This window comes from [Pseudopropionibacterium] massiliense, from assembly GCF_900607225.1.
Taxonomy (GTDB): domain Bacteria; phylum Actinomycetota; class Actinomycetes; order Propionibacteriales; family Propionibacteriaceae; genus Arachnia; species Arachnia massiliensis.
On the sequence record NZ_LR027842.1, the window covers coordinates 921,922 to 939,709 of the forward strand.

General features: G+C 68.6%; 18 protein-coding genes. 7 read left to right on the plus strand and 11 right to left on the minus strand.

All coding sequences use genetic code 11. From position 1 onward, the window contains the following. Positions 1–28: 28 nt before the first annotated feature. Positions 29–1,099, minus strand: a complete 1,071-nt coding sequence (locus E0E39_RS03965) for a M23 family metallopeptidase (protein WP_130873584.1) — start codon at positions 1,097–1,099, stop codon at positions 29–31. Positions 1,100–1,213: 114 nt separating this feature from the next. Then, complete coding sequence (locus tag E0E39_RS03970; protein WP_130873585.1) at positions 1,214–3,079, minus strand: hypothetical protein; 1,866 nt, start codon at positions 3,077–3,079, stop codon at positions 1,214–1,216. A 102-nt stretch (positions 3,080–3,181) separates the two neighbouring features. On the opposite strand from E0E39_RS03970, the gene E0E39_RS03975 reads away from it, so the two are divergent. After that, positions 3,182–4,462: a cell division protein PerM gene (locus E0E39_RS03975; RefSeq protein ID WP_130873586.1), complete on the plus strand. Its 1,281-nt coding sequence runs from the start codon at positions 3,182–3,184 to the stop codon at positions 4,460–4,462. Here E0E39_RS03975 and E0E39_RS03980 read toward each other — a convergent pair. Further along, positions 4,451–5,620, minus strand: coding sequence for a TIGR04053 family radical SAM/SPASM domain-containing protein (locus E0E39_RS03980; protein WP_130873587.1), 1,170 nt, complete (start codon positions 5,618–5,620; stop codon positions 4,451–4,453). The genes E0E39_RS03975 and E0E39_RS03980 overlap by 12 nt on opposite strands. A gap of 192 nt (positions 5,621–5,812) precedes the next feature. Between E0E39_RS03980 and purN the strand changes: the two genes are divergently transcribed. The 5 genes from purN (at position 5,813) to E0E39_RS04005 (ending at position 10,134) form a co-directional block, all read left to right on the plus strand. Next, positions 5,813–6,376: a phosphoribosylglycinamide formyltransferase gene (purN, locus tag E0E39_RS03985; protein ID WP_130873588.1), complete on the plus strand. Its 564-nt coding sequence runs from the start codon at positions 5,813–5,815 to the stop codon at positions 6,374–6,376. Between the two features lie 8 nt (positions 6,377–6,384). Beyond that, complete coding sequence (gene purH / locus E0E39_RS03990; protein WP_130873589.1) at positions 6,385–7,941, plus strand: bifunctional phosphoribosylaminoimidazolecarboxamide formyltransferase/IMP cyclohydrolase; 1,557 nt, start codon at positions 6,385–6,387, stop codon at positions 7,939–7,941. 13 nt (positions 7,942–7,954) lie between these two features. Then, entirely contained in the window at positions 7,955–8,818 is an 864-nt protein-coding gene (locus E0E39_RS03995) for a bifunctional methylenetetrahydrofolate dehydrogenase/methenyltetrahydrofolate cyclohydrolase (RefSeq protein ID WP_130873590.1), read from the plus strand. Next, positions 8,799–9,083, plus strand: a complete 285-nt coding sequence (locus tag E0E39_RS04000; protein ID WP_165444629.1) for a DUF3017 domain-containing protein — start codon at positions 8,799–8,801, stop codon at positions 9,081–9,083. The genes E0E39_RS03995 and E0E39_RS04000 overlap by 20 nt, the downstream gene beginning before the upstream one ends. A 61-nt stretch (positions 9,084–9,144) precedes the next feature. Further along, positions 9,145–10,134 (plus strand): malate dehydrogenase, encoded by a 990-nt coding sequence (locus E0E39_RS04005; protein WP_130873592.1) that lies wholly within the window; start codon positions 9,145–9,147, stop codon positions 10,132–10,134. Positions 10,135–10,543: 409 nt separating this feature from the next. Here E0E39_RS04005 and sucB read toward each other — a convergent pair whose 3' ends face one another. Together sucB and E0E39_RS04015 are read right to left on the minus strand one after the other, a co-directional pair. Beyond that, entirely contained in the window at positions 10,544–12,172 is a 1,629-nt protein-coding gene (sucB, locus tag E0E39_RS04010; RefSeq protein ID WP_130873593.1) for a 2-oxoglutarate dehydrogenase, E2 component, dihydrolipoamide succinyltransferase, read from the minus strand. Between the two features lie 60 nt (positions 12,173–12,232). Beyond that, a complete protein-coding gene (locus E0E39_RS04015) occupies positions 12,233–13,636 on the minus strand; it encodes a dihydrolipoyl dehydrogenase (protein WP_130873594.1) in 1,404 nt (467 codons plus the stop codon). A gap of 37 nt (positions 13,637–13,673) precedes the next feature. On the opposite strand from E0E39_RS04015, the gene E0E39_RS04020 reads away from it, so the two are divergent. Then, entirely contained in the window at positions 13,674–14,000 is a 327-nt protein-coding gene (locus tag E0E39_RS04020; protein WP_126378645.1) for a hypothetical protein, read from the plus strand. 110 nt (positions 14,001–14,110) lie between these two features. Here the strand turns inward: E0E39_RS04020 and E0E39_RS04025 are convergent, their stop codons facing one another. The 6 genes from E0E39_RS04025 to E0E39_RS04040 form a co-directional block, all read right to left on the minus strand. Continuing rightward, positions 14,111–14,824: a hypothetical protein gene (locus E0E39_RS04025; protein WP_130873595.1), complete on the minus strand. Its 714-nt coding sequence runs from the start codon at positions 14,822–14,824 to the stop codon at positions 14,111–14,113. A gap of 157 nt (positions 14,825–14,981) precedes the next feature. Beyond that, complete coding sequence (locus tag E0E39_RS04030; protein WP_130873596.1) at positions 14,982–16,244, minus strand: glycosyltransferase; 1,263 nt, start codon at positions 16,242–16,244, stop codon at positions 14,982–14,984. Continuing rightward, on the minus strand, positions 16,241–16,564 hold the full coding sequence (locus tag E0E39_RS15985) for a hypothetical protein (protein WP_207302404.1): 324 nt from the start codon (positions 16,562–16,564) through the stop codon (positions 16,241–16,243). The genes E0E39_RS04030 and E0E39_RS15985 overlap by 4 nt, the downstream gene beginning before the upstream one ends. Continuing rightward, positions 16,498–16,803 carry a hypothetical protein gene (locus tag E0E39_RS15990; protein WP_207302405.1) on the minus strand — a complete coding sequence of 102 codons (306 nt, stop codon included), beginning with the start codon at positions 16,801–16,803 and terminating at the stop codon, positions 16,498–16,500. The genes E0E39_RS15985 and E0E39_RS15990 overlap by 67 nt, the downstream gene beginning before the upstream one ends. Positions 16,804–16,857: 54 nt before the next feature. Then, complete coding sequence (locus E0E39_RS15995; protein ID WP_207302406.1) at positions 16,858–17,136, minus strand: NmrA family NAD(P)-binding protein; 279 nt, start codon at positions 17,134–17,136, stop codon at positions 16,858–16,860. After that, the gene (locus E0E39_RS04040; RefSeq protein WP_130873597.1) at positions 17,133–17,735 is read right to left on the minus strand and encodes a TetR/AcrR family transcriptional regulator; all 603 of its coding nucleotides are present in this window, start codon (positions 17,733–17,735) and stop codon (positions 17,133–17,135) included. Before E0E39_RS04040 ends, E0E39_RS15995 begins: the two co-directional genes overlap by 4 nt. Positions 17,736–17,788 lie beyond the last annotated feature (53 nt).

The window sequence follows — 17,788 nt, forward strand, 5'->3', positions numbered from 1 at the left end:
ACCAGGCATGCGGAGATGCGGGGAACCGTTACTGAACGGTGACGCCCTGGCTGCGCAGGAATGCCATCGGGTCGGTTGCCGTGTAGACGTCGCCCGGAGTGGTGCCCGCCGGGTAGTACTCGAAGTGCAGATGCGCCCCGAAGGAACGCCCCGTCACTCCGACGTAGCCGATCAGGTCGCCGGCCTTGACCGCCTGACCCGGCTTCACCACGACCTGTGACTGGTGCGCGTACAGGGTCATGCCGCCGTTCAGGTGCATGATCACCACGTTGTTGCCGGCCCAGGATGCGGCGGTTGGGCTCAACACGATGCCGGACGCGGCTGCGTAGATGGGGGTTCCCACGGGGGCCGGGAAGTCCTGCCCCGTGTGGTATCGGGCCCACGCGCCGGTCTGGCCGAAGTGGGCACCGATGGAGTAGTTCTCCTTGAGCGGCATGGATCCGCCCCCGGTGGAGGCCGCGGCCAAATCCTCGGCGGAGATCTGGGACGTGTCGACGCCTGCCTTCTTGAGCGACTCACGGGCGGCGCTGAGACGTTCCTCGGCCGCTTTCTTCTCGGCCTCGAGCTTCTCCGCCTGCGCGGCAACGAGCTTGAGGTCGGTCTCCATCAGCTGCTCGCGTTCGGCCGCGGTTTCGTCCGCGCTGGTCTCCAGGGCGCTGTCGTGGGAGGACTTGAGGGAGGCGTCGTGTTCCTTTGCGTTCTCATCCGCGACGGCGGAGTCCAGATTTCCCCGCACCCCGGAACGGGAAGAAGCGCCGGAATCGCCGAAACCCTGCTCCACGGCCTGGGCTGCGGCCTCCGGGACTGCGGCATCGCTGGCCACCTGCTCGGAGACGGCCTCGTTTCCCGAAGTGCGGGAATACCAGGCCCAGCTGAACAGGGTGCCCACCGCGAGCAAACCGGCCAGACCGGATGCGATCGAGACCTTCCCGAGGCGTCGGCGTCCCCTTGCCGGGGGAGCCGTGGAGGCCTCCACGAGGTCGTTCGTGTCGGATTGCTCATCGGGGAGGTCGAAATGATCGACCTCGACCATGGCCCTTTTCGGCGTGCTGGCCTTTTCTGCGTGGTTCAAGGCTGTGTCTCCGCTCTTGATGGACATCCGACGCAAACCTTAGCAATTCTCAGCATGCTCTCAAAATCAAGTTTCGAGTCGGGCCAACGTCTGACACGACCGAACAGCGGCCTCGCGTTGATCCCCGCCCACACCAGCGTGCTATCCCTGCGCTGTGCGCTGGCCGAGCCGGATGGCCAAGGCCTTGAGCTGGTCCTCGGTGAACTGGGTTTCCCCGACGCCGGTGAACAGCAGATAGCTGACGGCCGTTCCGGCCCTAGCGACCATCAACTGGTACGGTCTCTGGGTGCCGTCATCGGCGATCTGCTGTTTCACGTCGAAAAGCCGGGCCGCCACGGCTGGGCCGTCGCTGCCGTCGGTGGTCACGGGGGTCAGTTCCGTGACCTTGGCCGCCGCAACCCTCTTCGCGCAGGAGGCCAGGTTCTCCGAGAGCAGATCCCCGAAGGTGGTGGCGGCGGTTTCGTCGGCGAAGGCGAAGCGGTACTGGGTGATGCCGAAAACCTTGAACGTCTCGTCGGGGGAACCGACCGTGTAGGAGCGTTGCTTGCGGTCGGTGGGTCCTTGTTCACTGGCCAGGTTCACGCCCTCGCAGCCCATCCCGGAGGACTCCACCTCCTTCAGGCTGCTGCTTCCGCTCCAGGCCAGGTGTCCCGGGGCGATGATCGGGATGTCATTCGGGATCAGCCAACCCTGCGGGTTGGCGGGGTGGGGCGGCCGGGGTGACATCGGGGGTTCCGGGACAGGTGCCGCAGCGGTTTCACAGGTCGCGGTCAGGGGGCGCAGCAGGGCGCTCACCGTGCTCTTCGGGTCGACGGTGCCATTGTTGCGGGCCACGTCGAGCAGGCTGATCACCCTGCCGGTGCGCACCAACAGGATCGTGTGGTACTGGGCGATGTCCTCCTGGACGACGCTCATCTGCAGCACCTCGTCGCCGAGCCCGGTCACAGTGGAGGAACCTGTGATCAGGGCGGGTATCGCGGAGCAGGACGCCAAGGAGGCGGCGCGCTGCTCGTAGATCTTCTTGGCGGTCTCCTCGTTGGCGTACGCATCAACCTGGTGTATGAGGGCCAGTTTGTCCTCCTGCTGCGTACCGATCGCGCGCTGGAGGGTGGCGGTCGTGTTGATCTCCGCAGGGTCGGAGTCCAGGCAGTTCACCTTGCGAAGGGTCTCCTTGCCCTTCTCCGTGACGGTCTGGGTGACGGTCCAACTTGCGGCCGGCTCGATGAGGGCCGCATCCGATGTGTCGAGAAGAGAGGTGTCAGCGAGGTTGACCGGGGTGCCGGTGGTTTCCGACGAGCTGGGATTGGCGTTGCTGGCAGCAGGGCCGGGGGTGTTCAGGCGCGAGAGCACGAAGATCCCGCCTGCCGTCAGGACGGCCACGGTGACGGCCACCACCACCCACGTGGTGAGCATGCGCCTGTGATGCGCGAGCCACCCCTGTGACACAGTGGCGGACCCCTCGCGCTGCGTCTGCCTGGAGTTCGCCTGCCAGGGGTTGTCCGCCTCCGGTTCGGGATCTGCGGCTCGGGCCGGGGAACGATGTGCAGCGGCCCGGGGTTGACGGGACACCCGCGGCGGCGGGGAGGGCTGCTGCTCGGGCCAGCCGCTCCAGGAGGAGGCCGGCTGTTGGGCCCGGCGTTGTGGATCGGGTCGGGAAGGCGGGTATGGGGTGGGTGAGATCGCGGCGTGCACGGCGGTTCCGGATGCCGAATCCCGTCCCGCAGGAGTGGTCTCGTCATCGAGTCCGTCCCATCGCATGGCTCTTTTACCGGCCCCTGAACCCGGCATGGCACGTCGTTCCGTTCCCGGGAGAACGGGAGCAGGGACGGCGCTCTCGTCGAGGGGGTCGATGGGACGGGTGAACGGTGAGTCGATGTCCTCAGCGGCGCCGCGTCGGGCCCGGCCTGCGCGCCCGCTGGGTGTGCTGAGTGTATCGTCGACGCCGTCCGGCTGGGCGTCGTCCGCCGAGAAGGCCCTGCGGGGACGCTGCTTGCCGGAGTCAGTCATGTTCACCTCCACGCGGACGACGAACCGCCACCGGGGCGGTATCTCACTGGTACAGGTTACCCATGACTTCGATGATCTGTTGGATCGAGGAAGGAGGCTGGTGTGGCGGAACGAGGTTCCCGGCATCGGATGATAGCCGTGGATGTGGACGAGGCGGCACGGGCGGCGAGACCTCAGATGATCATTCCGTGGTTCGTGTTGGCGCCGCTGGGGGGGCTCGCGGTAGTGGCCGCGGGGTGGCTTCTGATGGCGGGCCCTGCCGCTCTCGGATGGCTGACCTCGCCGGAGTCGCAACTGGCCGATGCGCTCGACCTGGCCTCCCGCGTGTTGCTGCTCGCCAACGGGGCGGCGACCATGATCGGAGGACAGCTGGTGAGCGTCGCGCCACTCGGACTGACCCTGGTGCTGATACTGCTCGGGGTTCCGGTCGCGGGGTTGGCGGCCCGCGTCGCCCTCGACGAGACCGATGACCTTGGAGGAGTGGTGCTGAGGGTCGGGGGTGTCTATGCGGGAACCTACGTCGTCTCCATCACCCTGATCGCGTTCTTCGTCCCGGAGACCTCCGCGATCCGGACCTTCCTGGGGAGCGTGTTGATCGGGGGGCTCTCCGGGTTCCGGGGGGCCGCGCGCGCCGTCGGATACGACCTCTTCGAACGGTGGCCCGCGTGGCTGCGGTCGCTGCCGCGGGGGATCGGGGTGGCCGTCCTCACATGCGTGGGAACCGGGGCCGCGCTCCTCACGGTCATGCTCGTCCTGGGCCGTGACCGCATCGCCGCCATCTCCGACGGGCTCGGCGGCGATGGTGCGGCGGGGCTCCTGCTGGGCGTCATCCAGCTGGTGTGGCTCCCGAACCTCGTCGTCTGGGCCACGGCCTGGACACTGGGGGCAGGAGTCACGCTGGGAGAGGGAACGCTGCTCAACATGAACGGGACGAGCCTGGGGTTCCTGCCCTCGATTCCCGTGTTGGGAGCGGTCCCGGACCCGGGTCCCGTATCCGAACTGGCCTGGCTGTGGGGGCTGGGCGGGGTGCTCGCTGGCGTCCTGGCGGCCCTCGTCGTCACGCTCAACCGATCTTCCGAAAGGTTCTACGAGACGTCCTTGGTCGGTGGGCTCGCGGGAATTGTCGCGGGAGCCGTGCTGTTCGTGCTCGCCTGGTGTGCAACCGGGGGGTTGGGGACACAGCGTCTCTCCCATGTGGGGGTCGGGCTCGGCAGTCTTGCGATCACCGCCTCCTGCATTCTCGGATTGTCCGGGCTGGTCACGGGGCTTACGGTGGGACTCGCCCGGCGGGAGTGGCCGACGCGTCGGGGCATGCACACCGAAACCGGGCAGGAGAGCCTTGGATCGCGGGGCAGGGATGACGAGGAGACGCTACGCCGGTAGCCCTCCGTGGGAGCGTCGTGGCTCATGTGAGCAGAAGGGCTCCTCAGCCAGGAAATCACCCGTCATCGCGTAGGCGCGGGCCCGTGAACCGCCGCAGAAGGAACGGTAGGAGCAGACGCCGCACTTGCCCTTGAGCTGACTGCGGTCACGCAGCGTCGTGAACAGCGGGGAGTGGCGGTAGACCTCCTCGATGTCGTCGGTCCTGACGTTGCCCGCCCTGACGGGCAGGAAACCTGACGGATAGATGTCGCCGACGTGGGAGACGAACATGAACCCGTCGCCGTCATTGACGTTGCGGGCGCGGCCGATGCCGTCCTGCTGCGAGTAGTGCATCCCGGAGGTCAGCACGTCCAGGTCGGTGTCCGCCCCGGCCCGCGCCTCGGCGCGCTTGCGCTGCATGACGACCCGCGAGTACTGGGGCGCGGCGGTTGCCTTGATGTCGAAGGAAGCGGTCCGGGACAGGTCGTAGAGCTGGTTGAAAACGGCCTCGAATCCCTCGGCGGAGGCGACGTCCTCCTTCTTGGCGCGCCCCATCGGGACCAGGAAGAAAACCTCCCAGAAGACGATTCCCAGTTCCGTCATGAGCCGGCACATGGCCTCCATGTCGTCGAGATTGGCCTTGCGGACCACCGTGTTCACCTGGGTGGTCAGGCCGATCTCCTGGGCCTCGCGGAGGATGCGTAGGCCGTGCGCGAAACTTCCCGCCACGCGGCGGAACTCGTCGTGGATGGTCGCGTTCGAGCCGTCGAGGCTGACCGCCAGCCGGCTCAGTCCCGCGTCCCTGAGGGCCTGGAGCTGCTCACGCGAGGCGAGCGAGGTGGTGGCCGGTGTGATGGCCATGCGAAGCCCGATGTCGGCGCCGTGCCGCACCAGGTCGACGATGTCCGGGCGTTTGAAGGCGTCCCCACCGGAGAAGACGAACACCACGCGCCCGAACCTCCGCACGTCATCGAGGAGCTTCATCCCCTCCGCCGTGGTCAGCTCGTTCGGGTTGCGCAACGGCTGCGCGGATGCGCGGCAGTGGCGGCAGGCCAGGTCACAGGCCTGGGTGGTCTCCCAGATCACGATGAACGGGGCCCGGTCGAAGTCCAGGTTCGGGCGGGCGCCAAAGGGTTTCCCGTGCGGATGCCCGGCCCGGTGTGCATGGGGATGCGGCATGTCTCGACGCTAGCGCTCCGGCTGGCGACGGAACTTGCGAGGGGGAGTGTCGCCAAGTGGGGTGTTTGAGGCGATCCGTCGCTTCCCCGGGCCGCAGGAAGTTTTCGTTCCCCGATCCACGGATACCGCGGCGGCTGCTCCTGGGGGCCGGGTTCCCGGGCAGGACGGGGCAACCGGCGATACGGTTGTCCGGTGACGATTCGCGTGGTGGTGCTGGTTTCCGGGTCGGGGACCCTGCTGCAGGCCCTTCTCGACGCCGCCTCGGCGGGGGAGGTGGACGCCCGGGTCGTGGCGGTGGTCTCCGACCAGCCCGCCGCCCACGCCCTGGAACGGGCCCGTGCCGCCGGGGTGCCGGCCGTCGCCCATCCCCTCGTCAAGGGCTCGGACCGCGACGAATGGGATGCCGGACTGACCGGGATCGTGGCCGGTTTCGAACCTGACCTGGTGGTCTCGGCAGGATTCATGAAGCTGCTGGGGACCAGTTTCCTCGCCCGGTTCGGGGGACGCACCATCAACACCCATCCCGCGCTGCTTCCCAGCTTCCCCGGGATGCACGGGCCGAGGGACGCGCTGAACCATGGGGTCAAGATCTCCGGCGCCACGGTTTTCCTCGTCGACTCCGGGGTGGACACCGGTAGGATCCTGGCCCAGGGGGCTGTCGAGGTGTTGCCCGACGACACCGTCGAGACCCTTCACGAACGCATCAAGGTGGTGGAACGCCGCCTGCTGGTGGAGACCGTGCGTGCCTGGAACTAAGGAGAGAGATGACCGACCGGATTCAGCTGCGCCGCGCGCTGCTCAGCGTCTACGACAAGGATGGTCTGGAGGAACTGGCCACCGCCCTCCACGCCGCCGGGGTGGAGCTGGTCTCCACGGGATCCACCGCGGCCCGGATCGCCGCGGCGGGGATCCCCGTGACCCGCGTCGAGGAGCTGACGGGTTTCCCCGAATGCCTCGACGGCCGCGTCAAGACGCTCCACCCGCGCGTTCACGCCGGAATCCTCGCCGACCGCCGTCTGCCCGCCCACGTCTCCCAGCTGGAGGAACTCGGTGTCGCCCCCTTCGATCTGGTGGTGGTGAACCTCTACCCGTTCGAGGCCACCGTCGCCTCCGGGGCCGGGATCGACGAGTGCGTCGAACAGATCGACATCGGCGGACCCTCGATGGTGCGTGCCGCCGCGAAGAACCACCCGAGCGTCGCGGTGGTGACCTCCACATCGCAGTACCCCGTGGTCCTGGACGCCCTCGCCGAGGGCGGTTTCACCCTCCAGCAGCGCCGCGACCTCGCCACCGACGCCTTCCGTCACACCGCATCCTACGACATCGCCGTCGCTTCCTGGATGGGGGCCACCGTGGCCACCCCGCCCGGCGACGGCTTCCCGGCCTGGCTGGGTGCGGCCTGGGTGAAGAAACAGGACCTGCGCTACGGCGAGAACTCCCACCAGGCAGCTGCCCTCTACACCTACCCGCCCGGCCCGGAGGGAATCGCCCAGGCCGAGCTGCTGCACGGCAAACCCATGAGCTACAACAACTACACCGACGGCGAGGCCGCATACCGCGCCGCGGGTGACTTCACCGAGCCGTGCGTCGCGATCATCAAACACGCCAACCCGTGCGGGATCGCGATCGGCCCCGACATCGCCGAGGCCCACCGCAGGGCCCACGCCTGCGATCCGGTTTCCGCCTTCGGAGGGGTCATCGCAGCCAACCGCCCGGTCACCGCCGAACTGGCCGAACAGGTCAAGGACATCTTCACGGAGGTGGTGATCGCCCCCGGTTTCGAACCGGAGGCCCTGGCGATCCTCACCGCGAAGAAGAACCTGCGGTTGCTGAGGGCCACCCCTTACACGCACCGGGAACGCGTCCTCCACCCCATCTCCGGGGGCGCCCTGCTCCAGAGACCCGACCGCATCGACGCGCCCGGCGACGACCCCGTGAACTGGGAACTCAAGGCCGGTGACGCGGTCGACGATGCGACCCTGGCCGACCTCGTGTTCGCGTGGCGGGCCTGCCGCGCCGTGAAATCCAACGCCATCCTCCTGGCCCGCGACGGCGCCTCCGTCGGCGTCGGCATGGGGCAGGTGAACCGTGTCGACTCGTGCCGCCTGGCGGTTGAACGCGCGGGGGAACGGGCCGCCGGGTCGGTGGCCGCATCCGACGCCTTCTTCCCGTTCGCCGATGGGCCGCGGATCCTGATCGACGGCGGCATCCGGGCCATCGTCCAGCCGGGCGGCTCCCTGCGCGACCAGGAAACCGTCGACCTGTGTGCCGAACACGGCGTTGCGCTGTACTTCACCGGCACCCGTCACTTCTTCCACTGATGCAGGAGTGCGAATGACCGCGGGAATCCTGGACGGCAGGGCCACGGCCGCCGCCATCAAGACGGAACTGAAGCAGCGGGTGGGCCGGCTCCGCGCCCGGGGGATGGTGCCAGGGTTGGCGACGGTGCTCGTCGGCGACGACCCGGCCAGCCGGAACTACGTGCGCATGAAGCACCGCGACTGCGAGCAGGTGGGCATCGCCTCCATCCAGGTGGAGCTTCCCGCCGACGCCACCGCCGCGCAGCTGGAGGAGGCCGTCGCGGCGCTCAACGCCGACCCCTCCTGTACCGGATACATCGTGCAGCTGCCGATACCGGGGCACCTCGACGAGAATCGGGTGCTGGGACTGATCGATCCGGACAAGGACGCCGACGGGCTGCACCCGATCAATCTGGGGCGGCTCGTGCTCAACGAACCCGCCACCCTGCCCTGCACCCCCCGGGGCATCGTGGAACTGGTACGCCGTCACGGCATCGAGTGGCGGGGAGCGGACGTGTGCGTGGTGGGTCGCGGCATCACGGTGGGGCGGCCCCTCGGGCTGATCCTGACCCGCCGCAGCGAGAACGCCACGGTGACCCTGTGCCACACCGGCACCCGCGACCTGGCCGAACACACCCGGCGGGCCGACGTCGTGGTGGCGGCCGCCGGAGTACCGGGTATGATCACCGCCGACATGATCCGCCGGGGCGCGGTGTGCATCGATGTCGGCGTCAGCCGCGTTGATGGCAGAACCACCGGCGACCTGGAGCCGGACGTGTGGAACAGGGCCGGCTGGGTGACCCCGAACCCAGGCGGGGTGGGCCCCATGACCCGAGCCATGCTGCTCAGCAATGTCGTCGATCGCGCCGAGGAAATTCATGGACACCCCCACGGTTAACCGGCTTCCCACGAACCCGTGGCCGCTGGCGGCCGTGCTCGGCGTGTTCACGATCGGCGTGCTGATTGCGAGTTTCGTGAACTGGCGCTACGGGGCGGTGGTGATGGCCGCGGCGACCCTCCTCGCCGGGGTCGCCCGGATGCTGCTGCCGCGTCGCGTCTCCGGTCTGCTGGTGGTCCGGCGCCGCTGGATGGACATCACCATCCTCTTCAGCCTGGGTGCTGCGATCGGCGTGCTCGCGCTGGTGGTTCCCCCCGGCACGTGAAATCCGGCGGTGGACGATAGGCTCGGTCGTGGACACCAACGTCGAAAGAAAGGTCCGCACGATGAGCACTGAGGCTCCCGTCAAGATCGCGGTCACCGGCGCCGCCGGCCAGATCTGCTACAGCCTGCTGTTTCGCATAGCCAGCGGCTCCCTGCTGGGTGATCGGCCCATCGAGCTGCGTCTGCTGGAAATCCCCCCGGCCCTGAAGGCCCTGGAGGGTGTCGTCATGGAACTCGACGACTGTGCCTTCCCGAACCTGAAGAACGTCGTCATCGGCGATGATCCGAAGAAGGTCTTCGACGGTGCCAACCTGGTGATGCTGGTCGGCGCCATGCCCCGCAAGGCCGGCATGGAGCGCGGCGATCTGCTGAGCGCCAACGGCGCCATCTTCACCGCCCAGGGCAAGGCATTGAACGAGGTGGCAGCGGACGACGTTCGCGTGCTGGTGACCGGCAACCCCGCCAACACCAACGCGCTGATCGCATCCAGCAACGCCCCCGACATCCCGAAGGAGCGTTTCAACGCCCTCACCCGCCTGGACCACAACCGTGCGAAGACCCAGCTCGCCCAGAAACTCGGCCGTCCCGTCGAGGAGGTCAGGAAGATGACCATCTGGGGCAACCACTCCTCCACCCAGTACCCCGACATCTTCCACGCCGAGGTGGGCGGGAAGAACGCCGCTGAACTGGTGAACGACGAGGCCTGGATCGAGTCCACCTTCATCCCGACGGTCGCCAAGCGCGGCGCGGCCATCATCGAGGCCCGTGGCCTGTCGTCCGCGGCCTCCGCAGCGAACGCCACCGTCGAGCACATGCGTGACTGGGTGCTCGGCACCCCCGACGGCGACTGGGTGTCCATGGCGGTTCCCTCCGACGGCTCCTACGGGGTCGCCGAGGGCGTCATCTCCTCCTTCCCGTGCGTCGTGAAGAACGGCAAGTACGAGATCGTCCAGGGCCTCGAGATCGACCCGTTCTCCCGCGCCAAGATCGACGCATCCGTCGCCGAGCTGCTCGACGAGCGCAAAGCGGTCAAAGAACTCGGCCTGATCTGATCCGGCAGGGATCACAAAGGTGCCCGGCGGGTTTCCCGCCGGGCACCTTTCGTCTTGAAGACCGCCGGGCACGAGGGCCGTGAGCGATTCCGGGGCCGGTCGCGCCGGAAACATCTTGCGCGTGCCCGGGTTCTTGCTGTCGGGCGTCAGGGGTTTCGACTCGGGTCGCTCGTTCCTCGCGGCCCGGCTCAACCAGCTTGGAAATGGTGAAGCTGGTTGAGCCGGCCTGCGAGCGTCAGCGAGTGGGGCGTGTCGAAACCGTGGTGAGAGTCTCCGGGTTCTTGCTGTCGGGCGTCAGGGGTTCTGACTCGCTCGGTTCCTCGCTCCCCGGCTCAGCCGGCTTCAGGACAGGGCGCTGAACTGGCCCGGGCCGCTTCTTCGTCGCGGCCCGGGCCAACCGGCTCACGGATCAGAGTCCCAGCTCGCTGGCGAAGTCGCCGGCCTCCAGGCGTGTCTTGATCAGGCTGAGGAAACGGGCGGCCTTGGCGCCGTCGATGAGGCGGTGGTCGTAGGTGAGCGACAGGTACATCATGTCGCGGATGGCGATGGTGTCGCCGCCCAGGGCGTCGGTGACCACCACGGGGCGTTTCACCAGTGCGCCGGTGCCGAGGATCGCGACCTGCGGCAGGTTGATGATCGGGGTGTCGAACAGGGTACCGGCCGAACCGTAGTTGGTGATGGTGAAGGTGCCACCACTCAGCTCGTCGGGGCCGACCTTCCCGGCGCGGGTGCGGGCCGCCAGGTCGCCGATGCGCTTGGCCAGCCCGGCCAGGTTCAGATCCCCGGCGTCATGGATGACGGGCACCATCAGGCCGCGATCGGTGTCGACGGCGATGCCGATGTTCTCCTGCGACGCGTAGGTCACGGTACCCGCCTCGAAGTCGGGCGAGGCGTTGAGCACGGGCATCGCCTTCAGGGCCTCGATCGTGGCCTTCGTGATGAACGGCAGGTAGGACAGGGATGCGCCCTCGCGTTTCTTGAAGTCGTCCTTTGCGATCTTGCGCAGCTTCGAGATGGCGGTCACGTCCACCTCGACCGTTGCCGTGAGCTGCGAGGCGACCCGCAGCGACTCCGTCATCCGCTCCGCGATCACCTTGCGCATCCGCGACAGCTTCTCCGTGGTGCCGCGCAGTTTCGCGGCCTCCTCCGAAACGGCGGCCACCTGGGGAGTCGGGGCCGGTGCAGTCGTGGGTGCCGTGGCGGCGGTGGGGACAGAGGCCGCGGATGCTGCCTTCCTGGCCAATTCGGCGGCGTCGAGGATGTCCTGCTTGCGGATACGACCTCCGACACCGGTGCCCTGGACGGAGCTCAGGGCGATGCCGTGCTCGGCAGCGAGCCTGCGAACCAGAGGCGTGACGTAGACCCCCTCCTCGGACGATGCGCGGCGTGCGGTGACCGGAACAGCAGGTGCAGCAACCGGTGCGGTGACTGCCGGGGGAGCGGGCGTGGGCGGGACGGCGGGCGTGGGTGCCGGCTCAGCGGCGGGAGCCGGCGGGACCGGTTCAGGGGCCGGCGTCGGCGCAGGTGCAGCATCGCCGACCAACGCCAGGACAGCGCCGACAGCTGCGGTCTCGTCCTCCGCGACACGGATCTCCAGGAGGGTCCCCGCGACGGGGGAGGGGATCTCGGTGTCGACCTTGTCGGTGGACACCTCGAGGAGGGGTTCGTCCACCTCGACGGTTTCGCCGACCGTTTTCAGCCAACGGGAAACGGTTCCCTCGGTGACCGATTCCCCGAGAACGGGGAGCACCACTTCGGTTGCATTGCCCGCAGGGACGGCCTGCGGGGCGGGAGCCTCACTGGCCTCGCCGATCACGGCCAGAACGGCGCCGACCTCCGCCACGTCGTCCTCGTTGAACCTGATCTCCAGGAGGGTACCGGCCACGGGGGAGGGGATTTCGGTGTCCACCTTGTCGGTGGAGACCTCCAACAAGGGTTCGTCCACCTCGACGGTCTCGCCGACGGCCTTAAGCCAGCGGGAGATGGTGCCTTCAGTGACCGACTCGCCCAGTGCCGGGAGTGTTACTTCGGTTGACATGTGAACAATGGCTCCTTTTGTGTCTGGCGCGTCGCTATCCGTTCCAAGCCTATCCTTCAATCAGGCGTGCATGTGCAGGGCCGACCCGGCGAGGGTGAGGTTCGCCTCAGCCAGTGCCTCGCTGAGGCTCGGGTGCGGGTGGATCAGGTCCTTCACGTCGTCGGGGGTGGCCTGCCAACCCACCATCAGGGTACCCTCCGCTATCAGTTCCGCGATGTCCTCTCCCACGAGGTGCACACCGACGAGTGCGCCGCCCGGACGCCGGATCACCCGCACCAGTCCCGCATCGCGGTCCCCGGGGGCCAGCATCAGGGCGCGGGCGTTGCCGCGCAGGTCGAAATCCGAGACCTCGCAGCCCCCGGTCGCCGCTGCCTGCTCCCGGGTCAGCCCCACCGATGCGAGCTGCGGACTCGAATAGGTGATCCGCGGGATGTCGCGGTCCTCGGGGGGCCGGGGACGGATGGGGCGCCCACCCGACAGATGGGCCAGCTGTTCGGCCAAGAAGATGCCGTGTGCGTAGCCGCGGTGCGCCAGCTGCGGGCCCGCGATCAGATCCCCGACCGCGAACACCCCCGCCGCGGTGGTGGCGAGCTCCCGGGTGGCGCTCACGTGTCCCGTGGAGGTGAGGGCGACACCCGCTTCCTCCAGTCCCAGGCCGCCGGTGACGGGGCGTCTCCCGACCGCGATCAGCGCGACATCCGCGGTGACGGTCCCGTCGGGTAGTTCCAAGCGCACCTGGTCGCCGTCGCGGACGATGCCCTCGGCCTTCGCCCCGAGCCGCAGGTCGACGCCCCGGGCCCTCAGGCGTCGTTCCAACACGGCGACGAGGTCCGGATCCTCGTTCGGGAGCAGGTGCGGCCTGGCCTCCGCCAGGACCACGTCGACCCCCAGATCGCGCCAGAGGGACGCGAACTCGACGCCGATCACGCCGCCGCCCAGGATGACCGCCCGCCCGGGAAGCTGCTCCAGGCGCAGCGCGTGTTCGCTGGTGAGGATGCGTTCCCCGTCGGTCGGCAGACCCAGCGTCACGGGGGCCGATCCGGTTGCCAGGACGACGTTGTGGGCGCGCAGCAGCTCCCCGTCGACGTCGAGGGCAGGTCCTTCGGCATCGACCACCAGCCGGCCGTGTCCCGGGACCACCCGGATGCCGCGGGAGCGGATCAAACCGGTCAACCCGCGGTGCAGCCCCGAGACCAGGGAGTCCGCGAAACCCCGCACCTTGGCGGCGTCCACCCCGGTGAGGATGGCGCCGATTCCCAGCCTGTCGGCCTTGGCTACAGTGGTGCGGGTCTTGGCCGCCTGCAGCCACGCCTTGGTGGGCACACACCCCCGGTGCAGGCAGGTGCCGCCCAGCTCCTTCTCCTCTACCAGTGCCACGTCCAGCCCGAGCTGCGCGGCCCGCAGGGCGGTCGCGTAGCCGGCGGGGCCGCCGCCCAGGACGGCCAGGTCATGAACTTGCGTCATGCGGGACAGTCTTCCATCCTCCCGGCATAATGTTCGGGTGGGTTGGTTCTCGAAACGCAGGGTCGCTGCAAAGGTCGCCAAGGAGCAGAAGGAAGTGGACGGTGTGCTCCTCGACCATCTGGACGGTTTCGTGACCACCCGCCGGGGCGTCGAGGCCTGGCTGGAGCAGCCGACCAGCTTCAACAAACCGTCGATCCTGCTGGTGGCCGCCGACGGGGAATCCACCCGGCGCGCCATCCCCTCGATCGCCTTCGGCTACGACTTCGCCTCCCGCCACGACATTCCCGCCTACGACGCGGGTGTGGTGCCGTATCCGCAACGCATGCGCGAATACGGGGCGAGGAACAAGAGGATCTCCGGATAGAGCCGGTTCCAACAGAAGATCCGCGGCTCGAATCAGCCGAGAAAACGCCCACCCAATGCGCGGCGGCCCGCGGTTTCCCAGCCCGGGGACCGGGGCGAGCCCGCCGCAGGTCACGGCACGGGAATGCCGGGAGCGACTCGGGCGCTGCTGATTCCCCGATTACTCCTTCCCAGGCGGAAACGTACTCGTCCCTTCAGAACCGTTCCTGATGTGGCCCTTCCATCCACCAGGGGCTCTGCGGGGAAAAGAGTGAACGTCCAGGTTTCGTTGTAATCGCTGTCGGGTACCGTCCCGGCCGGTGACTGGAGCAGACGTGCTCCCCACAGCTGGCGGGTCATGGCGTCGCGGGTGTCGTGTCCCAGAACCTCGAAACGTCGCCGCTCCGCATCCCGGACAGCCACGTGGCTTCCCGCCGAGATGCCCTGGGGACCGACGACCGAGACGAACGGGGTCCACGGGACCCCGGAAAGGGTGAGGTCGACGCCTTGGCCCAGCGCAGGGTCCACGAAATCCTCGCCGAGGCCGGGGCTCTGCTGTTTCCGGACCGCAGAGGGAAGATGGGAACGGGTGTCAATTTTTCCCGGGGAAGGGACCAGCAGCAACCCGAACTCCGCCCTCTCCCCGAACCGGAATGTGGCGAAATGGTCCCGGAGCGCCGCCGCCGCTCGTTCGGCGCGTTCCCACCAGTCGTCGTCCTGGATGCCTTCGAGATGTTCTACCGGAGTGGGTAGCCCTCGAACCGTGAGCATTTCCCGGGCAACCGGGCCCATCCATCCCGACCGGGCCATACGGTCGAGTTCGCTTTTCCGGAATGTCGTGTGCATGGGGTTCCTGGATTTCGCATCGACGGATCGGGCGTTTCCCGGGCCGGTGAGGTGATGCCGGGTGCCGTTTCACGGTATCAGTCACGGGGTCTTTCGTGGGGACGAAGTGGCGATGACCAGGGGCCTCGGCGCGGCTCTCCGAGTGTGTGCCCGGGAGTCATTGCCGATCATCGAGGAAACGAAGAATGACCTCGGCGCTGCGTCGTGCCCCGTCGATGCCTCGCGTCAGGGCGGCCAGTTCTCGCGCGCGTCGCCGCAGGGTGGCGTCGGTGAGCAGCCGCTCCACCAGGGAGGGAATCCTGTGCCGGCGGATGTCACGCATCGTGAAGGCCAGCGCATTGCCGAAGTCCACGCATTCTGCGATGTTGAGTTTCTGCTCCATCTGCATGCCGATGCCTGCGAAGGGTGCACCCGAGGCGCAGGCCGTCTGCACCGTCCCCTCGCCTCCATGGATGAGCGACGCGTCGATGAGCCCGCCCAGTTCGTGGGCGGGGAGGAAGTCGAAGACCAGAACCGAGGGAGGCAGCCCACGACGATCCCGCGGGGTGAGATAGCGGCCCGCCGTGGAAACGACGTCCACATCGAGATCCCCGAGGGCGGTGAGCAGCGGAAGCGCCACCTCGCGGCGAGCGGAGGAACCCAGACCCACGTGGATGAGCGGACGTCCGTGTTCCCGGGCGAGTTCCTCCACTTTCGGAGGTAGGTTCCCGGTGGCACGGGCGTAGATGGGGCCGACCGCCACCTCACCGGATACCAGGGGCCGCCCGTCCAGCAGGGGGAACAGGGAAGCGATCGGCGCCAGATCGGCGTCGAGCATCGCTGCGGTGCACCCGGGAAGCCGGAGACCGTGCTCGCGGGCCACGCGGCGGAAAGCCGCTGGTTTCCACCGGAGATGCCTGGCGAGTTTCCCGGCCAGGAACCCAGCGAGCCGGTTGACGCAACGAGAGACGGGACCTGCGTGCACGCACAGCGGAAGGCCGGAGACCGAGGCCAGGTGGCTTGCGCTCAAGGGATAGGGGCGCAGGTACACCAACGGCACCCCGGCGATCCTGGCCGACAGCAGAAGGGTGAGGGTCGTCCCGATGATCACCGCGTCGGGTTGCCAACGCGCGATCAGGTCCAGTTCGCTGCGCACCCGGGTGCGCACCATGCGCGTCGTGAACGGAAAGCGCAGTGAACGCCCCTGCTCGAAGGCGAGGAACCCGGCTGCCAGGGCATCGTCCACCTCGGGGGCGAGGAGGTCGAGATCGAACCCCGCCTCCCGGATGTAGGGGGCATAGGTGCGTGAGTACCCCATGAAACGCACGTCGTGCCCTGCCCGGGCGAGTTCTCGGGCCACCTCGACCCCGCGGGACGTCTCACCCAGGTTGAAGGTCTCGGGGGCGAAGAGGAAACGCCGCCCGGGCGTGCCGGTGCTCACGGATTCCCCTCGGGTGGGGACGCGATGCGCTCGGCCTGCTGGGCGAAGAAGTCGCCGATCCGCCGGCTGCCGGTGCGCTCCGCGACGCTGTCCGTGCGCATGTTCCACGCCAGGAAACGGAGCAGGTCTGCCTTGTGCGGCGCGAAGGGGCGGGCCAGCAGCACCACGGCGTCCAGGGTGCGGGACGGCAGGCGGGTGATCCTGGGGCGGGTGCCGAGGGCCCCGAACGCCAGTTCGGCGATCCCGCGGAAACTCAGTTCCTCCGGGCCGCCGACCTCCCTGGTGCCGCCCTCGCCCCGGCAGAGGTGCTCGACGCACACCGCCGCCAGATCGGCCCGTGGATCGGGGTGATGCGCGCCCCGGGTGCCGTCAGCGCCACCCGGCCCCGGCGCGCCATCAGCAGCAGCTGCGCCAGGCCGGAGAAATAACCGCTCGGACTGACGACCATTCCCGTCACCGGCGAGGAACGGAGCTCGGTCACGAAGGCGCACTTCGTGCGGGTGAGTCGCGCCGGGCACCGCTCCGCCCCCAGGGCGTGCACGTACAGGAAGCTCCCCACCCCGTTCCTCTCCGCGGCCCGCAACATGCCGAGGTTGGCGCCGTGATCGATCTTTCACGGATCGGTTCCCTGCCTGGTGACCCCGAGCGCCGAGACCGCGCTGCCAACACCTGCGGTCAACCGGGTGGGAAGGTCCGGATCCCGCACGTCGCCCACGATCTGCTCGTCGATCAGCCCCGACAGCGCGGGGGAATCCCAGGCCCCGGGCTTCTCCGCGCGCCGTGCGTCCCGGACCACGGCCCGGATCCGGTGACCGCGCCGGTGCAGTTCCGCGGCGACATGGCGTCCCGGGCAACCGGTGGCGCCCAGCAGGAGCACGTCCGGGGCGCTCACCGGTCCGCCGCCTTGAGCATCCGGGCCAGGAGCACGCCGGTGATCCGGGCGCTGTCGTCCATGTGCTCGGGGTGGGCGGCGAGCCACCGGTCCAGCGCCACCACCATGCTCCACGTGAGCTCCACGTGGAGGTCGGCCGGGAGATCCCGCTCGAGCCTCCCGAGGGCGCGGCCGTGCTCCACCATGAGCGTGCACCACTCACGGGCGGCCCGTTCGAACCGATCCCGCGTCGCCGACGGTGGCGCGTCGCGCAGGTGGAAGATCACGGGAACGGCGGCCAGGTCCTCGTCGCGGCAGGCCCTGCCGAGGGCCTCCACGAGGGCGAGAACCGTGGGCCAGTAGTTCTCGGCGGTGAGGGCGCCGGGATCGGCCACCTCGATGCGGGCAGCCAGCAGGGCCAGGCCGTCGGCGAGGGCGGCGTCGAACAGCGCTTCCTTCTCCTGGAAGAAATGGTAGAAGGAGCTGCGGGGGAAGCCGGCCTCCGAGAGGATCTGCTGCAGGGAAGCGCCGCGGTAACCGTGGCGGGCGAAGTGGGCGCGGGCCGCGCGCATCAGGCGGGCGCGGCGCTCGGGGGCGATGGGTTTCCGGGTGCGCGGCATCCTCGCTGCTCCTTCGCGTTGATCGGGGGATGGTGCGATGATATCCAGTTCCT